The sequence below is a fragment of the Paenalcaligenes hominis genome, assembly GCF_041359055.1.
Taxonomy (GTDB): domain Bacteria; phylum Pseudomonadota; class Gammaproteobacteria; order Burkholderiales; family Burkholderiaceae_B; genus Paenalcaligenes; species Paenalcaligenes hominis_A.
Genome location: NZ_JBGJKZ010000002.1, coordinates 264,132 through 285,990 on the forward strand (window position 1 = coordinate 264,132; position 21,859 = coordinate 285,990).

23 protein-coding genes and 2 tRNA genes are annotated in these 21,859 nt (G+C 46.6%); 17 read left to right on the forward strand and 8 right to left on the reverse strand.

Annotated features, from left to right (window positions below):
* Window positions 1-80: 80 nt before the first annotated feature.
* The 11 genes from ACBP46_RS05105 (at window position 81) to ACBP46_RS05155 (ending at window position 8,037) form a co-directional block, all read left to right on the forward strand.
* Window positions 81-353, forward strand: coding sequence for an HU family DNA-binding protein (locus tag ACBP46_RS05105; RefSeq protein WP_371015663.1), 273 nt, complete (start codon window positions 81-83; stop codon window positions 351-353).
* A 109-nt stretch (window positions 354-462) separates the two neighbouring features.
* Window positions 463-538: transfer RNA gene (locus ACBP46_RS05110), tRNA-Val, on the forward strand.
* A gap of 69 nt (window positions 539-607) precedes the next feature.
* Window positions 608-683, forward strand: a tRNA-Val gene (locus ACBP46_RS05115).
* A 266-nt stretch (window positions 684-949) separates the two neighbouring features.
* Window positions 950-2,626: a carbon starvation CstA family protein gene (locus ACBP46_RS05120; RefSeq protein WP_371015664.1), complete on the forward strand. Its 1,677-nt coding sequence runs from the start codon at window positions 950-952 to the stop codon at window positions 2,624-2,626.
* A 12-nt stretch (window positions 2,627-2,638) separates the two neighbouring features.
* Entirely contained in the window at window positions 2,639-2,917 is a 279-nt protein-coding gene (locus tag ACBP46_RS05125; RefSeq protein ID WP_371015665.1) for a cory-CC-star protein, read from the forward strand.
* Complete coding sequence (locus tag ACBP46_RS05130) at window positions 2,918-3,928, forward strand: ArsA family ATPase (protein ID WP_371015666.1); 1,011 nt, start codon at window positions 2,918-2,920, stop codon at window positions 3,926-3,928.
* Between the two features lie 102 nt (window positions 3,929-4,030).
* Window positions 4,031-4,915 carry an energy transducer TonB gene (locus ACBP46_RS05135; protein ID WP_371015667.1) on the forward strand — a complete coding sequence of 295 codons (885 nt, stop codon included), beginning with the start codon at window positions 4,031-4,033 and terminating at the stop codon, window positions 4,913-4,915.
* A 9-nt stretch (window positions 4,916-4,924) separates the two neighbouring features.
* The gene (locus ACBP46_RS05140; protein WP_371015668.1) at window positions 4,925-5,785 is read left to right on the forward strand and encodes a MotA/TolQ/ExbB proton channel family protein; all 861 of its coding nucleotides are present in this window, start codon (window positions 4,925-4,927) and stop codon (window positions 5,783-5,785) included.
* Window positions 5,786-5,794: 9 nt separating this feature from the next.
* Entirely contained in the window at window positions 5,795-6,238 is a 444-nt protein-coding gene (locus ACBP46_RS05145) for an ExbD/TolR family protein (protein ID WP_371015669.1), read from the forward strand.
* Window positions 6,239-6,266: 28 nt separating this feature from the next.
* Window positions 6,267-6,947, forward strand: coding sequence for a response regulator transcription factor (locus ACBP46_RS05150; RefSeq protein ID WP_371015670.1), 681 nt, complete (start codon window positions 6,267-6,269; stop codon window positions 6,945-6,947).
* Window positions 6,931-8,037, forward strand: coding sequence for a sensor histidine kinase (locus ACBP46_RS05155; protein WP_371015671.1), 1,107 nt, complete (start codon window positions 6,931-6,933; stop codon window positions 8,035-8,037). Before ACBP46_RS05150 ends, ACBP46_RS05155 begins: the two co-directional genes overlap by 17 nt.
* Here ACBP46_RS05155 and ACBP46_RS05160 read toward each other — a convergent pair.
* From ACBP46_RS05160 to ACBP46_RS05190, 7 genes are all read right to left on the reverse strand, one after another.
* Complete coding sequence (locus tag ACBP46_RS05160) at window positions 8,027-8,473, reverse strand: hypothetical protein (protein WP_371015672.1); 447 nt, start codon at window positions 8,471-8,473, stop codon at window positions 8,027-8,029. The genes ACBP46_RS05155 and ACBP46_RS05160 overlap by 11 nt on opposite strands.
* A 74-nt stretch (window positions 8,474-8,547) precedes the next feature.
* Complete coding sequence (mnhG, locus tag ACBP46_RS05165; protein WP_371015673.1) at window positions 8,548-8,934, reverse strand: monovalent cation/H(+) antiporter subunit G; 387 nt, start codon at window positions 8,932-8,934, stop codon at window positions 8,548-8,550.
* Complete coding sequence (locus tag ACBP46_RS05170; RefSeq protein ID WP_371015674.1) at window positions 8,931-9,212, reverse strand: K+/H+ antiporter subunit F; 282 nt, start codon at window positions 9,210-9,212, stop codon at window positions 8,931-8,933. The genes mnhG and ACBP46_RS05170 overlap by 4 nt, the downstream gene beginning before the upstream one ends.
* A complete protein-coding gene (locus ACBP46_RS05175; protein WP_371015675.1) occupies window positions 9,209-9,697 on the reverse strand; it encodes a Na+/H+ antiporter subunit E in 489 nt (162 codons plus the stop codon). Before ACBP46_RS05175 ends, ACBP46_RS05170 begins: the two co-directional genes overlap by 4 nt.
* On the reverse strand, window positions 9,690-11,315 hold the full coding sequence (locus ACBP46_RS05180) for a monovalent cation/H+ antiporter subunit D (RefSeq protein ID WP_371015676.1): 1,626 nt from the start codon (window positions 11,313-11,315) through the stop codon (window positions 9,690-9,692). Before ACBP46_RS05180 ends, ACBP46_RS05175 begins: the two co-directional genes overlap by 8 nt.
* On the reverse strand, window positions 11,315-11,659 hold the full coding sequence (locus tag ACBP46_RS05185) for a Na+/H+ antiporter subunit C (protein ID WP_371015677.1): 345 nt from the start codon (window positions 11,657-11,659) through the stop codon (window positions 11,315-11,317). The genes ACBP46_RS05180 and ACBP46_RS05185 overlap by 1 nt, the downstream gene beginning before the upstream one ends.
* The gene (locus ACBP46_RS05190; protein WP_371015678.1) at window positions 11,659-14,577 is read right to left on the reverse strand and encodes a monovalent cation/H+ antiporter subunit A; all 2,919 of its coding nucleotides are present in this window, start codon (window positions 14,575-14,577) and stop codon (window positions 11,659-11,661) included. Before ACBP46_RS05190 ends, ACBP46_RS05185 begins: the two co-directional genes overlap by 1 nt.
* Before the next feature lie 191 nt (window positions 14,578-14,768).
* On the opposite strand from ACBP46_RS05190, the gene hemN reads away from it, so the two are divergent.
* Both hemN and ACBP46_RS05200 read left to right on the forward strand, forming a co-directional pair.
* Window positions 14,769-16,169, forward strand: coding sequence for an oxygen-independent coproporphyrinogen III oxidase (hemN, locus tag ACBP46_RS05195; protein ID WP_371015679.1), 1,401 nt, complete (start codon window positions 14,769-14,771; stop codon window positions 16,167-16,169).
* 8 nt (window positions 16,170-16,177) lie between these two features.
* Window positions 16,178-16,867 (forward strand): Crp/Fnr family transcriptional regulator, encoded by a 690-nt coding sequence (locus ACBP46_RS05200; RefSeq protein WP_371015680.1) that lies wholly within the window; start codon window positions 16,178-16,180, stop codon window positions 16,865-16,867.
* Here ACBP46_RS05200 and ACBP46_RS05205 read toward each other — a convergent pair.
* A complete protein-coding gene (locus ACBP46_RS05205; protein WP_371015681.1) occupies window positions 16,864-17,763 on the reverse strand; it encodes a recombination-associated protein RdgC in 900 nt (299 codons plus the stop codon). The two genes, ACBP46_RS05200 and ACBP46_RS05205, sit on opposite strands and share 4 nt — an antisense overlap.
* 248 nt (window positions 17,764-18,011) lie before the next feature.
* On the opposite strand from ACBP46_RS05205, the gene recA reads away from it, so the two are divergent.
* The 4 genes from recA (at window position 18,012) to sucC (ending at window position 21,852) form a co-directional block, all read left to right on the forward strand.
* Window positions 18,012-19,103 (forward strand): recombinase RecA, encoded by a 1,092-nt coding sequence (gene recA, locus ACBP46_RS05210; protein ID WP_371015682.1) that lies wholly within the window; start codon window positions 18,012-18,014, stop codon window positions 19,101-19,103.
* A gap of 5 nt (window positions 19,104-19,108) precedes the next feature.
* Window positions 19,109-19,645 carry a recombination regulator RecX gene (recX, locus tag ACBP46_RS05215; protein ID WP_371015683.1) on the forward strand — a complete coding sequence of 179 codons (537 nt, stop codon included), beginning with the start codon at window positions 19,109-19,111 and terminating at the stop codon, window positions 19,643-19,645.
* A 407-nt stretch (window positions 19,646-20,052) separates the two neighbouring features.
* Entirely contained in the window at window positions 20,053-20,616 is a 564-nt protein-coding gene (locus ACBP46_RS05220) for a DUF2889 domain-containing protein (RefSeq protein ID WP_371015684.1), read from the forward strand.
* A gap of 75 nt (window positions 20,617-20,691) precedes the next feature.
* Window positions 20,692-21,852, forward strand: a complete 1,161-nt coding sequence (gene sucC, locus ACBP46_RS05225; protein ID WP_371015685.1) for an ADP-forming succinate--CoA ligase subunit beta — start codon at window positions 20,692-20,694, stop codon at window positions 21,850-21,852.
* Window positions 21,853-21,859 lie beyond the last annotated feature (7 nt).

The window sequence follows — 21,859 nt, forward strand, 5'->3', positions numbered from 1 at the left end:
GATCATTGCCAACCATTTTTTCAACGCAGCGTTTAGGACCCTCTAAACGCTGTTACACATCATTCAGGGGTAATTCTTAAATGAATAAAACTGAGCTAATCGACTTCATTTCCAACAAAGCTGATTTGTCCAAAGCTGATGCGGGTCGTGCACTAGACGCTTTTATTGACGCAGTGACAACTACTCTTAAAGAAAAAGAATCCGTCACACTTGTTGGTTTCGGTACTTTTGCTGTTTCTGAGCGTGCTGCACGTACAGGCCGTAACCCACGTACTGGCGAAACGATTGAAATCAAAGAAGCCATCGTACCTAAGTTCCGTCCAGGTAAAGCGCTGCGCGACGCAGTCAATTAATAAAAGTAGGGCGCTGAAATTAAATGTTAAATAAAGCTTGCATTTATTTTCTAGGCGTCCTATACTTCTTTTTGTCGTCACAGCAGAACGACATGCAGCAGGACCAAATGGGTGTTTAGCTCAGCTGGTAGAGCGGCGCCCTTACAAGGCGTAGGTCGGCGGTTCGATCCCGTCAACACCCACCATCTTGTTGTATGACAAGAGCTTTTTTAAAGCTCTTTTTAATTTGCTGAACGATCTAAGTAGTACTAGATGGGTGTTTAGCTCAGCTGGTAGAGCGGCGCCCTTACAAGGCGTAGGTCGGCGGTTCGATCCCGTCAACACCCACCACCTAGTCTAAAAATTGAACTAATGCGAAAGCTTAGTTCTTTTTTTTTGCCTATTTCTTTTACCTCTACTCAAAATTAATAATCAACTAAAGTCAGAGGCTTTAGGCTTTATTTCCTCTTTATACCCACCGACCCAAATGACTAACGCTGTCTTCCTAGGGAAAGTCAGGTGGATACTATGTATTACATTTGTTATACATAGTGCTCACGCCAGCAGCACACTATAACTCTAGTCATTTTGGCTAGGTGATTAATAAGGGGAAGATTATGAGTGCAATTGTACTTGTGGTCTTAGGCTTGGGTGGTATGGCCTTAGGCTACATCTTTTATTCACGGTTTATAGCGGAAAAAATCTATCAGCTGGATGACTCCATCCCAACGCCTGCGCACGAGTTCGAGGATGGCGTCGATTTTGTACCTACGAATAAGTACGTACTATGGGGCCACCACTTTACTTCTGTAGCTGGGGCTGCTCCCATTGTGGGGCCAGCGATTGCGGTTATTTGGGGCTGGTTACCCGCTTTCTTGTGGGTTACCTTGGGTACCATTTTTTTTGCTGGTGTTCACGATTTTGGTGCGGTGTGGGCCAGTGTTCGCAATAAAGCTAAATCCGTAGGTGCTTTAACGGGCGATGTGGTAGGAAAACGTGCCCGCTCTGTGTTTATGATCGTGATTTTCCTTGTGCTGTTAATGGTAAACGCGGTGTTTGGTGTGGTGATTGCTGGTTTGCTCATTAATAACCCAGGTTCTGTTGTTCCCGTTTGGGGGGCAATTGCCGTCGCTTTGGTCATTGGTCAAATGATTTATCGTGTTAAGGCGAATTTATTTTGGGTTTCCGTTATTGGTGTGGCTGTGCTGTACTGGCTTATCTATATAGGCCCAGATGTGCCCGTTGTATTGCCCGAGACCGTAATGGGCTTATCAGCTAGTGCGACTTGGATTTTGCTTTTGTTCTTTTACGCTGCAGTGGCTTCGCTATTACCTGTATGGATGCTATTGCAGCCACGTGACTACATTAATGGTTTGCAGCTTTTTGTGGGGTTGGGCTTGTTGTATGTGGCTGTGTTCATTGCCAATCCGACTGTGGTTGCTCCGGCTATTAATGCAAATGTTCCTGCGGGTACGCCATCCATGATTCCGCTGTTATTTGTGACCATTGCGTGTGGCGCTATTTCAGGTTTTCATGGCTTGGTGGCTTCTGGCACGACCTCTAAACAGCTCAATAAGGAATCCGATGCCCGTTTTGTTGGGTATTTTGGTGCGATTGGCGAGGGAGCCCTAGCTTTGGCAGCCATCATCGCTGCGAGCGCTGGTTTTGCCACCTTGGCCGATTGGCAAGCAGTGTATGACTCGTTTGGAAAAGGTGGGGTTGCCGCTTTTGTAAATGGTGGTGCCACTATCTTGCATGCGGGCTTAGGTTTTAACTCTGAAATCGCTGCCACCATGTTAACGGTTATGGCGGCTTTATTTGCAGGTACCACCATGGACACGGGTTTGCGTTTGCAGCGCTATATCTTCCAAGAGTGGGGTGAAATCTACAATATCGGTTGGCTAGGCAAGCCATTCCCAGCCACGCTATTGGCTGTGGCAAGCTGCTTGGTCTTGGCCTTTGGCGCGGGTGGCGCTGATGGCTCAGGTGGTTTAATTATCTGGCCTTTATTCGGTACCACAAACCAATTGCTGGCTGGCTTAACTTTATTGGTTATTGCCGTTATGTTGGTGCGCAAGCGTATTACGGCTACCTATGTGATTTGGCCATTAGCGTTTCTGTTGGTCATGACTTTAGCCGCTTTACTGCTTCAACTGCATGATTTCTACCTGAAAAAAGATTGGTTTTTATTGGGGCTAGATGTGGTGGTGCTAGTGGCTGCCATATTAGTTACTCTAGAGTGTGTCAGTGCTTTGCGTACAGAAAAACGTAAAGCCATTCAGGCTACAACCTAAGGAGTTTGTGTTATGAAAGGCGCATGGTCATCGATTCGAGAGTGGTGTCATCAAGCTAACGAATTAGGAACTGAGTTCTACAATGCGCCTTATCGAGCGGCTATAGCTCGAGCCAAGCGCGAAGAGGACGATTTATTTATGTTGCTTGTGTTTGCCGAAATGATGGGTATACCCAATCCCGCTTCATGGTACACACTAGAGTTGCAACCTATTCTTTTAGAGCGTTTTCACGATTGGCATACGCGCATGGGCATGGAGCGTTCGCCGCTTGATCATTTTAGGTGCTGCTAAATGAGTATTCCTTTTTCACAGCTTATGCAGCAGCAAGTCATACTTGTGGGTGGCAAGGGCGGGGTAGGTAAAACAACGGTATCAGCAGCCATGGCCGTCAAGGCTGCGACTACCTTTAATAAACACGTGTTGTTAGTGTCTACTGATCCCGCTCATAGCCTAAGCGACGTATTTGGTCGCTCTGTTGGCAGTACACCGGTGCACTTACTACAACGCTTACATGCTCTAGAACTGGACCCAGAAAAAGAGGTCGATTTATATCTAGATCGGGTTTTAGCGCAAATGCGACGCTATGCTGGGCCCGACCAAATCCACGAGCTGCAACGTCATTTGCGTTTATCCCGTTTATCGCCTGGGGCCCAAGAGGCCGCCTTGCTTGAGCGTATGGCGCAGTTATTGCACGATGGATTAAATGAGTACGATCTAATTATTTTTGATACAGCTCCTACAGGCCATACATTACGTTTACTAAGTCTGCCCGAGGTTATGGCGGCATGGACAGATGGCTTGCTTAGGCATAACAAACGTTCCGAGCAACTAGGCAAAGTGCTGGCACATCTTAGTCCTGGTAAAGATGTAAACAATATTTTTAAAAGCCCACACCAAACCAAACATGCAGACTTAGATGAGAAAAGCCAAGAGCTGGTGCAAACACTAGAGGCTCGTCAAAGCTTATTTCACCATGCAAGGCGTGTGTTGCATGATCCCAAGTTAGCCAGTTTTATTTTTGTTTTAACAGCCGAGCGCTTGCCAATATTAGAAACAGAGCGCGCAGTTCAATCCTTAAATGATATTGGTGTGAACGTCGCAGGTTTAGTGATTAACCGCTTGTTGCCGCCCCAGCTTGAGGGCGGTTTTTGGCAGGCGCACTTAACGCGTCAAAATAACTATTTACAACAAATTGAGCAGCGACTAGGCAAGCTACCGCAACATCATTTATGGTTACAAGAGCAAGAAATACAAGGTGCAGAGGCTTTAGAGCAATTTGCAGAAGGCTTGGCTGACCATTGATTACTTAAATGCTATTGATAACTATTATCATTACTGCTAAGATGGCGCTTTAGTTAGGCACGGTTATGTCGTGCCTTTACCATTTTAATAGTAAATGTAGGTATGCCTCATCCATCCCATCACCCGTTGGAACGTTCGCGCCTCTGGCTCAAGCTCACAGGTATTGCTGCAGCCGTAGGTTTACATGCTAGTGTACTGGCCTTTTTATTGCATAGCTCACAGCCAAAATTAGCGGGCGAGCCGGCACAAGAAGAAGTCATCGGTGTCAGCTTGTTTGACCTTAGTGAGCTAGAGGAAAATAGCGTAGCAGATGAGATAGCAGATGAGGTCACCGAGGAAACAGTAGAGGCCGAACCCGAACCTGAAATTGAGCCGGAACCAGAACCTGAGCCCGAGCCTGAAATCGAACCGGAACCGGAACCGGAACCGGAGCCCGAGCCTGAAATCGAACCGGAGCCAGAGCCAGAGCCAGAGCCAGAACCAGAGCCCGAGCCTATAGTCGAGGATCCGGTGATTCCTGAGCCTGTAGTGGAAAAACCCAAACCCAAACCACAACCCAAGCCTCAGCCTAAACCCAAGCCAAAACCTGAGCCTAAACCCGAGCCCAAAAAAGTGGCTGAGGTGGCTAAGCCTGCCACAGCACCCAAGCCAGCAGACTCCCAGAAACCGGCTGGGGGCCAGCAAGCCAAAGCCATTGATCCCAACCAACCTCGTGTTATTGGTCAAGTTAACTATTTAGGCGCACCACCACGGCCTGTGTATCCACGCGCCTCACAACGACGCAACGAGCAAGGTACAGTCATTGTCCGTGTGCTTATCTCTACACAAGGAACAGTGCTTGAGGTCTGGGTGAAAAATACCTCAGGCCACGCACGTTTGGACGAGGCCGCGCTTAGTGCTGTAAGAAAAGTGAAGTTTAAACCGTATACCGAAAATGGCGTTGCCTATAGAGCAATGGCCGATATCCCTTTTGATTTTGTTTTATAGGACTCAGGCATGATGCAGGAGCTATTTGATGCGCTCATTGTCAGCGTAGCGCAACTCAGCAGTGCGAGCACTGATTTACAAGAACCTGTTCAGCAGGCCACACAAGCATTAGCAAATACCACTAATGCGTTAGCGCCTGCTCCCTTAACCCAGGCAGAGGCCCAAGAGGGCGGTATGCTGCATTTTATTGCTCAAAGCGACTGGGTGGGAAAAAGCTTATTTGTGGTTCTTTTATTAATGTCAATTGCCAGTTGGTACTTAATCATTGTCAAAAGTATTACCAATATACGCTTAAAAAAACGGTCTAAACGTTTTTTACGAGAGTTCTGGGCAGCTAGCTCGCTAGAGCAGGTGAAAAATGAAATTGCCACTCATGGCGCATCCGAACCTTTTGCTCATCTAGCAAGTCATGCTATACATGCCGAAAGCCATCACACCAAATATGGGGCTATGCGTCTTGAGGAAAAAGGTTCTACCCAAGCTTTTGTGACCCGAATTATGCGTAAAGTCATTGATGAGGAAACCGCTCGCTTAGAAAACGGTTTAACCTTATTGGCATCAGTTGGTTCAACCTCACCTTTTGTGGGCTTGTTTGGTACGGTTTGGGGCGTTTACCATGCGTTGATCAATATTGGCTTGTCTAGCGAAGTGGCTCTTAACAGCATTGCTGGCCCAGTGGGCGAGGCGCTGATTATGACGGGTCTAGGTTTGGCTGTGGCTATTCCTGCTGTTTTGGCTTATAACGCTTTTGTGCGTGCTAATCGCGTTTACTTGGCGCAATTGGATGCGTTTGCGCATGATCTATTTACTTTCTTGACCACTGGGCAACAGGTTACAGAGCGTAACGGCAGATCCCATTCTGGAAAATAAGGACTAATCATGTCATTTGGAAGCTTTGATCGCAGTAGCTCACATAATGCCACGAATGCTGAAATCAACATGGTACCTTTGATTGATGTGATGTTGGTGTTGTTGGTTATTTTTCTTATTACAGCGCCACTACTGACTCATTCTATTTCTGTGCAGTTACCTCAGGCTTCTGCTCAAGCAGTGGAAAACGAAACAAAGTATTTGGATTTGGCTATTACGCTAGATGGTGAGTTGTACTTAGATAATGACAAGGTCGAATTAGACGACTTGACTGCCACCTTGCAGCCTTATTCATTAGAAACACCACAACCAGAAATTCGCATACGTGCCGATCAAGATACCCGCTACGAGCTACTGGCTCAGGTGATGAGTAATGCTAAAGCCTCTGGCTTAGCGCGCTTGGGTTTTGTCACACGACCAAATAGCACTGCGACCACATCTGAGGCTCCCTAAATGCCGCCAATCAGTATAAAATCGTGGTATGCGATTATTAATTATTGAAGACGATCATGTATTAGGTCCTGCTTTGCAGGACTTTTTACAGGCTCAGGGATATCAAACACAGCTGATTACCCGCGGTGATCAGCTGCTGTCACAGTTAGAGCATTATCCAGCCGATTTGCTGGTACTTGACTTAAACCTACCGGGCAAAAGTGGGTTAGAAGTATTACGTGAGTTACGTCAACACGGTCACGAGGTGCCTGTTTTGATTTTAACTGCACGAGATGCCCTCGAGGATCGGGTGGCTGGCTTAGATGCGGGGGCCGATGATTATGTCACCAAACCCTTTGAGCTAGCGGAACTTGCTGCCCGGGTTCGTGTACTAGCCAGACGTTACCCTGGTCATAATCAACAGTTACTTCAGGTAGGCAACTTGCAGCTCGACATGGAGTACAAGGAATTACTGTACGCGGGTCAACGCTTGGCTGTTTCTGTACGCGAGTTCTCTTTATTGCAATTGCTAATGCAGCGCGCGGGCAAGGTCGTTACCAAGCAGCAAATTATTCAGTTTCTCTCCGACGGCGAGGCCGATTTCAGTGACAATGCTGTTGAGGTCTATGTGTACAGACTTCGGAAACGCCTCGAGCCAACTGGTTTAAGCATTCAAACCCTACGTGGTTTTGGTTATGTCCTAGAGGCTAACCATGAAGCAACCCATTAAGCAATTATGCCAATCCTTGCATAAAGGTAGCCTTGCTCGGCACCTAATGCTGCGCCTATTTCCACCCATAGCGTTACTGGTTATTTTGGATTTGGCTGTAACGTGGGTATTAACCAGCCGCATGCACTTGGAAGACTGGTTATTGCGCGATATCTTTTGGACTATGCTCCTTAGCCAATTGCTTTGGGTTGCCTTGTTTGGCTGGGTGCTTATTGCCGGGCTACGTTCGGGCTTACAGGCTGTTGAGCGTTTAGGTGCGGATATTGCAGCTCAAGATGCCGATGAGTTACAGCCTTTGGTGGCAGAGGATTTGCCAGCTGAACTCCGTCCCTTAGTGGACCATTTCAATCAGTTATTAGTACGCTTAGATGAAAGTGTAGTGGCACAAAAACGCTTTATTGCACATGCGGCTCATCAGTTGCGTACACCGCTAAGTACATTACGTTTAGAATCAGAGCTAATGCTGGCTAAAGACTTGGCAGCAGATATGCGTGCTCCTGTAGAGCGAATCAAGCTAAGCACTGAGCGCATGATTCGCCTAGGGCAGCAGTTATTGGTTTTAGCGCGTGTGGATGCGGCAGCTAGTCCCAAAGATCGATTTGTGCGTTTGGATTTATGTGAATGGGCACGTACCAGTGGCGCTGAATGGATTCAACCTACCCATAAAAAAAACCTAGCACTGCGATTAATTGCGCCGGATAAATCAATTTGGGTAGACGCAGATCCGCTGCTATTGGATGAGCTTTTAGGAAACTTAATAGATAACGCACTACGTTATTCTCAGGCTCAACATCAAATCACTTTACGTATTACTGCCAATCCGCCTACATTAAGTGTGGAAGACGATGGTATAGGCATTAGCTTTAACGATAGCCATCAGCTTTTTGAGGCGTTTTATCGAGGTTCTGATAATCAGCAAAGCGATGGGTCGGGCTTAGGTCTAGCCATCGTGCGAGAAATTGCATTAGCGCATGGGGCGGGCTGGAACCTATTAAGCCGTCCTCATTACAAAGGGACGCGCATTAGTATCGTTTTCCCAGGCCCGCGCATGGGTATTGGCCTAAGGCGTCAGCTGCGTACTAGCGAATAGGAGCTGGCTGCGTTGGAATGCTACGCACCGGGTTAGTTGGTTGAACCTGAGTGGGTTCACCTTGAATTGTAATAGTGGATTCGCGCAAAATACCCCCGCCTTCGACTGAGCCAAACTCTTTAGAAGGGATTTGTCCTGTCATTTGTGCTACACAATCTTCTTGAGCAGACTGGGATTGCAAAGCACGGCAACGTGCAGTACGGTTTTCCGTTAAGGTGGACTCGCTAAGCTGTGCGGGCGGAGTGCGTTTTGCTTGCTGCAGGGCAGCGCCGGCATCACGCTTGCAGTTTTGTTTAGCAGCTGCGTCACTCAATTGATTGCATGTTTGCATTGCCTCGTTATACGCTTGTTGCGGAGTAGGGTTTTGAGCGTGAGCACTATGAAAACCTAAAGACATAACAAGGCTAGATGCGACTAAAAAAGATTTTTTCATCATTGACTCCTTGGGTTAATGCCGAGATTTAAGTGTAACAACAATAACCGCAACTAAAAGTAAAGGAGTGCTGCTGATTACTTAGAGGGCGGCTTAATTTCTGTTTTCATGGGCACATCCATCAGACCGAGCTCGTCAGGCGCATACTCAGCCAAACGCTGCTTGGTTTCCCGTTTGATGGCTGCACGCATTAATAAAATAGCGGTTACAGGCGAAGTGATTACTAAAAGCACAGTAATAACCAACGGATAGACTAAAAGTTTTTTTGCGCCAAAACTAGCTACTAATGCACAGGCCACCAAAAGACAAAATACGCCCAAGGTATTACCCAAAGTGGGTGCATGCATACGAGAGTAAAAGTGACGTAAGCGAACTAAGCCCAGTGTGCCCACCAATGTAATAATGCCGCTTAATACAATTAAGACACTAATTAAAACAGTAAGCCAAAGCGGAAACTCATTCATGGTTCGATGACCTCGCCACGTAATAAAAATTTAGCCATTGCTGCCGAGCCCACAAAACCAAAGAGGGCAATGAGTAATCCAATGTCAAAATACAAGGTGGAGTTAAAACGTAAGCCCAAGGCCAGAAGAGCCATCAGCCCATTGCTATATATGGTGTCTAAAGCTAGGACCCGATCAGCAGCTGTAGGGCCAGTCATTAAGCGGTATACAGCAACAACCATGCCGATGGTGTAACAGGTCAAAGCAAAGAGGCTGGCCCAGTGTATTAGTGCACTCATTCAAAAATCTCTATTAAGGGTTCCTGATACCTTTTTTGGATGGTATCTAACCAGTGTTGCTCATCTTTAAGGTCAAGTATATGCAATGTTAATACTTGTGTTTCATAGTTGAAACCAGCCCAAACAGTACCCGGAGTGTAGGTAATAATGCAGGCTAAGGCGGCTAATCCGTGCGGGTCTTTAAGGCGAATAGGGATGTTTAAAAAACCCGGAGCTGGCTGCGCTTTTTCTCTAAATAAAACGATATAACCCACATCGTAATTAGATTTAACAATATCCACTGCTACATGCCAACATAAACGTATAGCAATAAATGGGTGGTGCATCGTGGCACGGATGGGTCTAAAGGGTAAGGCGGCTAGGCTTAAAGCGATGCCTAGGCCCACAGCCAATACAAGATTTCCCTTTGAAAAACCATTTAATAATAACCAAAGAAAAGCAAGTAGGGCAGGCAAAAATATAAACTGCGCGTATTTTTTAATCATTGACGCTACCCTCATGCACAGGACGTATAGAATCACGAGCCAAGACAGCAGAAATGTAGCTACTTGGTGTATCGAGGTACGCGGCGGTTTGTTCTAAGTATTGAATAATAGGCCCTGCGCGCATTGTTAGTACCACACAAACGCCGATTAAGCTGGCTACGGGCAGCGCTTCATTTAGGCGTAAGCGGGGCACTTTAATATCGCTAAAGCTCCAAAACAAACGAATCCCCGTGCGTGAGAAAGCCATTAAACCAATAAAGCCAGAGACTAGAACCGTAGTGGTTAAGATCCAGGCGTTCCCCGTGGCACCGGATGCTTTCAGTGCGGCAGATAATAATGATAGTTTTGCTACAAAGCCTGATAGAGGAGGCAAACCAATAATTAATAAGGCGCAGGCAATAAACGACATACCTAAAAACACCATTGCCGCGGGAATAGCAATCCCAATGACATCGTCTGAGCTGTCTTCGCTCTCTGGGTCGGTAAGCTCAAAGGCTTCTTGGCTGACAGCGAGTAGATCGGAGCCAAAGGTTTGCGCACGCCCTACCATTTCAAGCAGCATAAAAAATGCGGCTGTAGCAGGCACCGAGCTGAGTAGATAATACAAAGCAGGCCCTGTTAACGTGACTCCAGGCATGCCTAAGGCGGCCAATAGCGTGCCAGAGGAAATAACAATGCAATAGCTGGCCATGCGTTCGGGTTGATGCGTAGCAAGTAAACCAAATGAGCCAAAAGCTAACGTTGCTATACCCACTGGAAACATCCATTCGCCCCCAAAGGCAGCTGGAGCGCCGGTGGGTACCAACAGCGAGCCGATACGCAACAATGAATAAACTCCGACCTTGGTCATGATGGCAAACATAGCTGCTACCGGAGGGCTGGCATTCGCATAGGTGTCAATTAGCCAATAGTTCAAGGGCCAAGCGGCGGCTTTAATTAAAAAAGCAATGCCTAATATGGCTGCTGCTGCTTCAAAAAGACGTCTGTCGCCCCCAGATAAAAGCCCTACCTTAGCTGCTAGGTCGGCCATGTTGAGTGTGCCTGTAACACCATAGATTAAGGCTATGGCAATTAGAAGCAGGAAGGAGGCCAATAAATTCACAGCAATATAATGCAAACCCGCCCGGACACGATCGCGGCCTGAGCCATGTAACATCAAGCCATACGAAGCAGCTAAAAAGACCTCGAAAAATACAAAAAGATTAAAAAGGTCGCCAGTTAGAAATGCACCATTCAAGCCCATGATTAAGAGCTGAAATAAGGGATGAAAATGAACCCCAGCACGATCCCAGCGGGCAGTGGCATACCACCACGTAGTGCTAGCTAAAATACATGTAATAACAAGCATCAAAGCGGCTAAGCGGTCAACCACAACGACAATACCAAAAGGCGCAGGCCAGTCGCCTAATAAGTAAACGCCGACCCCATGCAGCCAGTTTGTGTCAATTGAGCCATCCGCCATACCCAAAAGGGTAAGTGCGACTAAAAATTGAAGTGCTAAAGAAAGGCCGCCTAGTGCAATTTTAATTTGTCGGTTTTTATCCCTAAGCAGCAGCATGAGCGCTGCGGTTAAGAGGGGAATAGCAATAGGGAAAATGGGTAAATGCTGCTGCCACATTAGGGTTGTTCCTCGCGTCCATCAACATGGTCTGTACCGGTAAAGCCGCGGTTTGCGAGTAATACAACCAAAAATAAAGCCGTTGTAGCAAAACCAATAACAATAGCCGTTAGTACTAAGGCCTGCGGCAGAGGGTCTGCATATAAACTGGGATCCGCTCCAAGTTCATTAGAAATAACTGGAGGAGCGCCCACACGAATACGTCCCATGGCAAAAATAAAAAGGTTCACCGCGTAGGACAACAAAGACAAGCCCATAATGAACTGAAAAGTTCGAGGACGCAGTACTAACCAAATTCCAGATCCGGCAAGCACACCAATGGCCAAGGAGAGAATGACTTCCACTAGGTATCCTTTTTATTTTGTAAAACACTTTGAATGGCTGGGAGCATACGATAAAAACGCAATGACTGGTGAGCCAAAGCAACCAGAATGAGCACGGTTGAACCCACCACCAACATAAACACGCCTATGTCAAACAATAGGGCGCTAGAAGTATGAATAGTGCCTAGCCAAGGTAAATCAATATCCCAATTTTGTGCTGCTAAAAAAGGCTTGGAATACCACCATACCATCATGGCAGCAAAGCCGGCAGTAAGCATACCGCCAGCAATCCATGTTTGTGGCTGGATAAGAGGTCTGGACTCAATCCATACGATGCCGCTTACCATATACTGCAAAATAATCGCTGTGGCCATGATTAAGCCCGCAACAAAGCCGCCCCCTGGTAAGTTATGACCACGCAATAAAAAGTACACCGAAATAAGAGCCGCAATGGGCATGAGCAGACGCACAAGCACGGCTGGGATGCGCATAATGCCATCGGGTAATAGAGCATGGGGGTCTGGCTCGTCGAAAGTGGTGCTTAGCATACTGTGTTGATTTTGACGGCGTGCTAAAGGTTCGGCTACGGTTTCCACTGGAGGTCTAAAACGACGTAACAAAGCAAAAACACTGAGCGCCACCACACCTAGAACGGTAATTTCACCAAACGTATCAAAGCCGCGGAAGTCGACTAAAATAACGTTGACAACGTTAGCACCGCCACCCAGGGGTAGGGCTTTTTCAACCAAGAAAGAGGAAATGCCGTCGGTGGTTGGGCGCGTCAAAATAGCAAAGCTTAGGGCAGCAATCCCAGCACCACCTAAAACCGCTACGCTTAGGTCGCGGATGCGTCTAAAACGCGCTTGTGATCGTGTTAGACCCAGACCATCGGGTATAGGAATACGTTTTGGCAACCAGCGTAAACCCAATAAAATTAGCACTACTGTTACCACCTCTACGGCAAGCTGGGTGAGGGCTAAATCTGGAGCAGAGAGCCACGCATAGCTAAGGCTAGTAACTAACCCAGCGCCACCAGATAGTAGTAGGGCAGCAGGACGATGAAACTTTGCATAATAGGCTGCGCTTAGTGCGCAAGCAGCACCGGCAAACCACATAATGGCAAAAAGAGGGTCTACGGGACTAAGATGACCCAAGGTAAACCAGCCGTTTTTATGCAAAGGCAAGGCTGCCACTACAAAGGTAGCTACTAAAATAAGCAGCACCTGCCGTTGGAGGCGATCGGAATAAGTATGACGAATAACAAAATCTGCTCCGGCCTCAATCCAACCCATAAGCCATTCAAAAATACTGCCTGCATTAATGGTATAGAGCAATGGAGCGCGATCGGAGCGGCCTTTACGGTAACGATTTAATATGCCAATCAGAACCAACCCACCCAAGGTGGCAATGACGCTCATTAAAAGGGGAATAGTAAAACCGTGCCAAATGTGTAAGTTGTACTGTGGGGTGGCTGCGCCAAGAATAGAATGCACGGCCACATGCAAAATAGGCCCTACGGTATAAGTTGGAAACACGCCCACAATTAAACAAATAAACACCAAGATCGCGCTAGGGATTAGCATTAAGCGAGGTGGCTCATGAGGGGTTCGAGGTAGATTATGAGCGGGTGGCCCAAAAAATACTTGGCTAATAAAACGGTACGAGTACGCCACGCTAAACACACTAGCTGCAACGGCTACGAAAGGCAAAATACGGTTAAACCAGCTGCCATTTGCACTAAATACGGCCTCGGTAAAGAACATTTCTTTAGATAAGAAGCCGTTTAATAACGGTACGCCCGCCATAGACGCAGCGGCCACAGTTGCCAACGTGGCCGTCACAGGCATGAAATGGCGTAAGCCAGAGAGTCGGTTTAAATTGCGTGTGCCTGATTCATGATCCACAATGCCTGCAGCCATAAACAATGAGGCCTTAAACGTGGCGTGATTAATGATATGAAAAATAGCGGCTACTAGGGCCATAGGTGTGCTTAAACCAAGCAGCACGGTGATTAAGCCTAAATGGCTGATGGTTGAATAAGCCAATACACCTTTCATATCCCGTTGAAAGGTGGCTAGGTAGGCACCTAGACTGAGCGAAATTAAGCCTGCACTGCCCACTACCCATAGCCAGGCCTCGGTGCCCGCCATGACAATCCAAAAGCGTGCAAGTAAAAACACGCCCATTTTAACCATGGTGGCGGAGTGCAAATATGCTGAAACGGGGGTTGGGGCTGCCATGGCACGCGGCAACCACAAGTGAAATGGAAATTGAGCGCTTTTAGTAAAAGCGCCAAGCAGCAATAAGGTCAGTAAAATGGGATACCAATGATGAGATTGAATTTGCTCACGTGCCTGAAGAACCGTATGTAAATCATAGCTGCCTGCTACATGCCCCAGCATCAATACACCCGCCAGCAAGCACAAACCGCCTCCGCCTGTGATAACTAAAGACATACGAGCCCCACGCCGCGCGTCACGCCTGTGGTACCAGTAAGCAATCAACATAAAAGAAGACAGGCTGGTTAATTCCCAAAAAACCACGAGTTGAATTAGGTTGCCGGAAATCACAACACCAAGCATGGACCCCATAAAGGCCTGTAAAAAAGCAAAAAAGCGGCGTGCAGGGTCTTTGGGGGAAAGGTAGTAATGGGCGTAAAGAGCTATCAACGCACCCATTACGCTTACTATTAAACTAAATAGCCAAGCAAACCCATCCATGCGTAAAGTGAAGTCTATGCCATGGGTGGGTATCCAGTGCGTGCTGTAAAACAGTACATCCCCATTGAAAATAGCCGGTGTGCACAAAAGAGTGAACAGCGCACAGCTTGCCGCAACCACGCCTGCAAGTAATGCATGGAGTGTGCGTTGAGAGGCGGGAAGCAATGAGGAAAGTAGGCTGCCTATAAAAGGCAAGACTAAAATTATGAGCAAATACATCAGGCTCTCTGCAGCAAAGTGGTTTATTTAGCCCTTAATAATACGACATTTGTTGCTATTTTTCGCAGAAGAAATACAAAGCACCGTTAAGGGGAGAAAGAAGTACTTGACCTATATCAATTAGTTTTTCTCATAAAAACGCCATACTATTTGACAACAATACAGCATACGCACGCGTTTAGGGAGTAAAAATGCACGATATAGAGGAACCTATCGACACGGTCCACATTTCAGAAAGTCTGATCAGACGCTTCGATCGGTCGGGGCCGCGTTACACCTCGTATCCCACCGCTGATCGCTTTGTCGATAATTTTAGTAGCGAACATTATATAACGGCTTTAGCTAAGCGTCAGCAAAATGTCAGCTTACCGGATTACTCGGTGTATGTGCATTTACCGTATTGCCAGTCTCTGTGCTATTTTTGTGCCTGTAATAAAATTATTACCCAAGACACCTCGCGTTCAGCGACCTATGTACAAACCGTATTAAAAGAGCTGCAGTTATTAGCACCACACTTGGGGCAAAAACGCACCACAGGGCAGTTACATTTAGGGGGCGGTACACCTACGTTTTTGCAGCACAGTGAACTAAAGCAGCTCCTGCAGGGGATACGGTCACATTTTGACTTTACGGCAGATGCAGAGCTGGGCATAGAGATAGATCCGCGTACTGTGGCTGAAAACAGCTTAGATCAACTGGCCGAGCTTGGTTTTAACCGTACCAGTTTTGGGGTACAAGATTTTGACCCAGCTGTGCAGGCCGCTGTGAATAGAGTTCAGCCTTTGGAAATGGTGGCGCGCGCGATGGAAGCGAGCCGAACGGCAGGGTTTCAGTCAATTAATACTGACTTGATTTATGGTTTGCCTAAACAAAATCTAGAGAGCTTTGCAAAAACCATTGCAGCGCTGGTGGCATTGCGCCCCGATCGCATTGCGCTATACAACTATGCGCATTTACCACAACGTTTCAAAGCACAGCGTTTAATTAATGAAAGCGATTTGCCTTCAGCCGAAGAGCGTCTACAGATTTTTTTAATGGCGGCCCAACGGTTGTTAGACGAAGGCTATGAATACATTGGTTTAGATCATTTTGCTTTGCCCAGTGATGAGTTAAATGTGGCGCGTTTGGATAAAAGCTTACATAGAAATTTTCAGGGCTATACCACACGAGCTCATAGTGATCTGATTGGTTTAGGTGTTTCTGCTATTGGAAAAGTAGGCCACACTCACGTCCAAAACCAACGCTCATTAAATGCATACCGTGCGCAAATTAACGCGGGTCAGTTGGCTACATTTCGAGGCCATGTTATGAGTAGTGAGGATGTGTTGCGTGAAGAGCTCATAATGACCTTGATGTGCAGCATGCCTATTGATTTTTATGATTACCAACAGCGCTATGGCCTGAATCTAAAGCAACACCTTGCTAACGAGCTCTTGGCGCTACGGCCTTATGTAGACGCAGGGTTACTTGATTTCGATGCTGAACATATGCAAATAACGGCGAAGGGGCGTTTATTTGTACGAGCTATTAGCATGGAGTTTGATCAATACTTGCGCCAGGCCACCACCGCTACCTATTCAAAACTAATATAGAGACCATCATGGCCCAAACCAAAAGCACCTATTCTGCTGCGCCTAGTTATTTACAAAAACATCCCTTGTTCGAAGGGTGGAGCGATGTAGAGTTGGGTCTGTTTTACGAACAGTGTGATCGGATAGAGTTTGCTGAGCAGGAGTATTTGTTCCAACGCGATCAAGGTTGCGTGGCATTTTATATTGTGGAGACCGGTGCAGTGCAGATGCAATGGCAAACCGATACTGCTCAAGTGAGGCCATTGCATTATAGAACCACCGGAGGAGCAGTAGGGGATGCGTGTGTATTAATGGGCGACACTTATCGCGTTGATGCGATTGCTTTAGAGCCAACTATTGCTATACGAATCACTAAGCAGCATTTTTATGCCCAATTAGCTAAACACCCTTGGCTAATGATGCGTTTGGTGTCGAGCCTGAGCCAAAATTTGTGTTATTTGTTTGGCGATGTCATGACCATGCAATCGGTTTCAGGAACACAACGGGTTATTCATTATTTATTAGATCGCATAGCATTAAAAAACCAGCAGCGCATTGAGCTTGACCGCTCCAAGGCCCATATTGCTGCCGCCTTAAACTTAACGCCTGAGCATTTTTCGCGTATTTTGAATGATTTAATTAAAAAGGAATTTATCGAGGTAGCTGGCCGCCAAGTCGTAATAAAAGATGTGGACGGCCTGCTGTGCTATAGGCGTTAAACGGGGCTTTTCTTTTCGCCGCCTAGCGCCTCTAGGAGCTCGTGAATCAACCCATTGAGCTCTGAACTCATTAATAAGAAATCGGCATCAAATACATGTGCCTCGTCATGACTATCAGCCTCGTTTTGCTCGGTTAATAAATCGGTGGGTGTAATGCGTTTTAACTCAAACCCTTCGGTTAAAACAAAAGAGATTTTATCAGCCCAAGTTAAGGCTAAACGGGTGCATTGTTTGCCTTCGGTAATGTGGTTGCGCACCTCGTCGCTGTCTAGATTGTGACGCGCATAACGCACTACGGAGCGGCTTTCCCCACTGCCTTTAAGCTCGGCGTCTTGGTCAATAGTAAATGGATACGGCAGGCTGAAATCGGCTAACCAACTGGTCATAGCAGCGGCAGGGGACTGCTCGGTATAAACCGGCAAAGCAGGGAAAAGCTCGAAGGTTTTAGCAATAAGCCCCATGACTTCGTCGGCAGTGGCTGCAGCGGCGGCATCAATGGCTAACCACCGGTTTTCAGGGTCGATCCATACCGATACGAGACGTTCTATACTAAATGCACGGGGCAAGAGCTCGGTGATTAGGTCTTCTTTGAGCTCTTTCATTTGCTTGCGGCCTACTTTGTAGCCTTGCTCTTCTTCTTTGTCTTTGGCGCGAGCCCTAGCAATTTGATTAATAACCGTGCTGGGTAACAGTTTTTTTTCAGACTTAGCGGTTAATAGGAGCTGACCTTGAACGCGATGGACTAAATCGGCTTGGTCATGGGCAGGAGCCCAGCCAATGCTAACGGGGTCTTGGCTGGAGCCTGGGGTAAAGGCTTTGTTAGCAACTAGCTCGTCAATAGAGTCTGTTGTCCATTCAGGGTGAAGGCGGAAAAGTCGTAAGTTTTTAAACCACATGAGAATTTAGTCATTAGTGAAAAGAAGCATTCTATTCTATGCCACAAGTATAAAACGTGCTGTAGGTTAATTTGAGCCATTAGCACTAAACATTACAGTTAGACGCAAGATCATAGGCTAAGCTAACATATCAGCTAAACAACAGTTTACATGGACGCATGTATTTTACTGGTTATCTGTATATTTATACAGTATAATAGTTTTATATTGATAATGATGGGTTACCCATTACTACATAGGACATATACATGGACGATAAGCGCAACAAAGCTGTAGCTGCAGAGCGTGAAAAAGCCTTAGCTGCCGCACTGTCTCAAATTGAAAAGCAGTTTGGTAAAGGCTCCGTAATGCGTTACGGAGACAACCAGGTCGAACACGACATTCAGGTTTGTTCCACCGGTTCTTTAGGTTTAGATATTGCTCTAGGTGTAGGCGGGTTGCCTCGTGGCCGTGTGATAGAAATCTACGGTCCAGAATCTTCCGGCAAAACTACACTCACCCTCGAAGTCATTGCTGAAATGCAAAAAATCGGCGGTACATGTGCCTTTGTGGATGCCGAACACGCTTTAGACGTTCAATACGCTTCTAAACTAGGCGTAAACTTAAATGATCTATTGATTTCTCAACCCGATACAGGGGAACAGGCTCTTGAAATCACAGACGCGCTGGTTCGTTCTGGCTCCGTAGATTTAATCGTGGTTGACTCGGTTGCTGCCCTAACACCTAAAGCCGAAATTGAAGGCGATATGGGCGACTCCTTACCTGGTCTTCAGGCCCGTCTCATGAGCCAAGCCCTGCGTAAACTGACTGCTACCATTAAACGTGCGAACTGTATGGTTATTTTTATTAACCAAATTCGCATGAAAATTGGCGTGATGTTCGGCAGTCCTGAAACCACTACTGGTGGTAACGCTTTAAAATTTTACTCCTCAGTACGTCTTGATATTCGCCGTATCGGTTCTATCAAGCGTGGTGACGAAGTCGTAGGTAACGAGACCCGCGTTAAAGTAGTAAAAAATAAAGTGGCACCCCCTTTCAAGCAGGCCGAATTCGATATTATGTATGGGGGCGGTATTTCGCGCGAAGGTGAAATCATTGATCTTGGTGTACAGGCTGGCATCGTAGACAAAGCCGGCGCATGGTACAGCTATGAAAGCACACGTATTGGTCAGGGCAAAGACAATGCACGCGAATACCTACGTGAAAATCCTGTCTTAGCACGTGAAATCGAAAATAAAGTGCGGGCACACCATGGTATTACCGTGCTCGAGGAAATCAAAGACACCCCAGCTTCTGCCGAAAAAAAAGCAACCCCTGAGGCTGCAGAGGACAAAAAATAACCGTTATGCAAAACTTTGATGACGAGGGCGGTTTTGAGCAGCTCGGCTTTGAAGATTTCGAACAGTTAGATTCGACTAAAGAACCCTCTTCCAAACGGAAGGGGGTTTCTTTAAAAGCACGTGCTATTGACTTCTTATCCAGACGCGAACACTCTAGACTTGAGCTCCAGCGTAAATTACAGCGTCATTCTGACGACCTAGATGCTATTAACCAGTTATTAGACGAACTTCAAGCGCAAAACTGGTTATGTGATGAACGCTTCACGCAAAGCCTCATTAACCGTCGTGCTCATAAATTCGGTACGCGACGTTTACTCCAAGAACTACGTCAACAGGGCGTCGATACCGAGCACATTGATTTGGCCCGAGAGCAACTTCAAGACTCCGAGTTCGACCGAGCCTTAGAAGTCTGGGAGCGCAAGTTTGGCAGGGCACCCACTGATCAAAAAAGCTATGCAAAACAGCATCGCTTTATGGCTAGTCGGGGCTTTAGTCCTGACTTACTACGAAAAATTCTCGATCGCCTCAAAGATACCATCTAAAAGACCAAAACCATTGCTCTAGCGTGTTGTCAAAACACGTTAATATAAAATCGCTATCCTCATTCTACGTACCTACCCACTTTTATGCTCTGCAGTCTATGCTGCTGCCACGGCTTTGCTAGGGTGACCGCTACGTGTACATTTTGCAAAGAGGGGTTTTATGCGTTTTGTAGATGTGTGTAAAAAGTCATTGAGTTAGCACCTAGGCATAACCTTGGTTTTTTGGTTAGTGTTAGCTTTGGGTTTAGCTATTTTTTTATTAGCATCAATAAAATCACCCATTGAAGTCTTTGTGGTTTATTCCGATTCAGCGCTATTTTTATTTTTCATAGAGAAAATAGCTGTATAGCGTAAGAGGTGCGCTATACTTAATGTGTTTTGTTGTTCGCTTTCCAGTAGGTATTTGTATGGTTTTACCCGAAATCACGGTTGCACGTACTCCTTTACACAAACGTTCTGTTGTCGTAGAGGTGTTCGAGCGTGCTGATGGTTTATGGGATTTAGACGCTGAACTGGTTGATACCAAATCCTACTCTTTCCCCTTGTCCAATGGTGGTGAACATCCCGCTGGTCAACCTGTACACCATATGTTGCTACGCATAACTATTAATAGCGACTACACCATCGTTGATGCAGGTGTACAGTATGATGCAGCACCCTATGCCGTGTGCGACACGATTGTTCAAAGTTATCAGAAGCTGATAGGACTGAACTTAATTCGTGGGTTTAGACACGAGGTGCGTGCACGCTTAGCCGGGAAACACGGCTGTACGCACATGACAGAGCTAACCAACGTTTTACCTACTGCCGCCATCCAAGGTGTAGCAGCACGATTAAACCGTTTTAATTCTGGCCAAAAACAACAAACAAGGCCTTTTCATATAGATGGTTGTCATGCTTTACGAGCCGATGGTGAAGTAGTTAGGGAGTTTTACCCAAAGTGGTATGAAAAGCCCGAAACGGCGCAGTAATTTGAGTTTTGTCCACTTGTTTCTTGCAGACAAGTGGATGATTTTTTAATGTGTTCTTAGACTGACAGGTACTAAATGAAAATTCATGAATATCAGGGCAAAGCACTGTTAAGAAAGTACGGGGTAGCGGTGCCAGAGGGCATCCCTGCTTTCTCCGTCGACGAGGCAGTAGCAGCAGCTGAAAAGCTCGGGGGACCGGTGTGGGTAGTTAAAGCACAAATTCATGCCGGCGGTCGCGGCATGGGTGGTGGGGTAAAACTAGCTCGCTCCATGGATGAAGTTAAACAGTTGGCAACAGAAATTTTGGGTATGCAGTTGATCACGCATCAAACTAGCCCCCAAGGCCAAAAAGTGCGTCGTTTATTAATCGAAGACGGCGCAGACATCAAAAAAGAATACTACGTTGGTATTGTGACAGACCGAGAGTCTCAGCGTATTTGCGTGATGGCCTCTGCCGAAGGTGGTATGGAAATCGAAGAGGTTGCGGAAACCAACCCCGAGAAAATCCTAAAAGTCTTCGTAGACCCTAAAACAGGGCTTACCACTGAAGAAGCCACCGGTTTAGCTGCTGGCATTGGTATTCCCGAGGCTTCACAAGCCCAAGCCGCAGAACAGTTCCAAAAGCTTTACCAAGCCTACTGGGATACCGACGCATCATTGGCAGAAATTAACCCGCTAATTTTAACGGGTTCTGGCGATATTATGGCTCTAGATGCCAAGTTCAACTTTGATACCAATGCTCTTTTCCGTCAACCCGAACTTGTAGAGTATCGCGATTTAGACGAAGAAGATCCAGCCGAAGTTGAAGCCAGCAAATACGACCTTGCTTACATCCAGCTCGAGGGCAATATTGGATGTTTGGTTAATGGCGCTGGTTTAGCTATGGCGACTATGGATACCATCAAGCTGTTTGGTGGCGAGCCAGCAAACTTCTTGGATGTGGGTGGCGGTGCTACCGCAGAAAAGGTCACTGAAGCCTTTAAAATCATGTTGAAAAACGACGATGTTAAAGCCATTTTGGTGAATATTTTCGGCGGTATTATGCGTTGTGACGTTATCGCTGAAGGTGTTATTGCAGCATGTAAAGCAGTGAACTTGGATGTTCCTCTTGTTGTACGCATGAAAGGCACTAACGAAGAACTAGGCAAAAAAATGCTAGCCGAGTCTGGCTTGCCTATCATCAGTGCAGACACCATGGCCGAAGCCGCAACCAAAGTGGTTGCCGCCGCTAAGTAACCGGAAA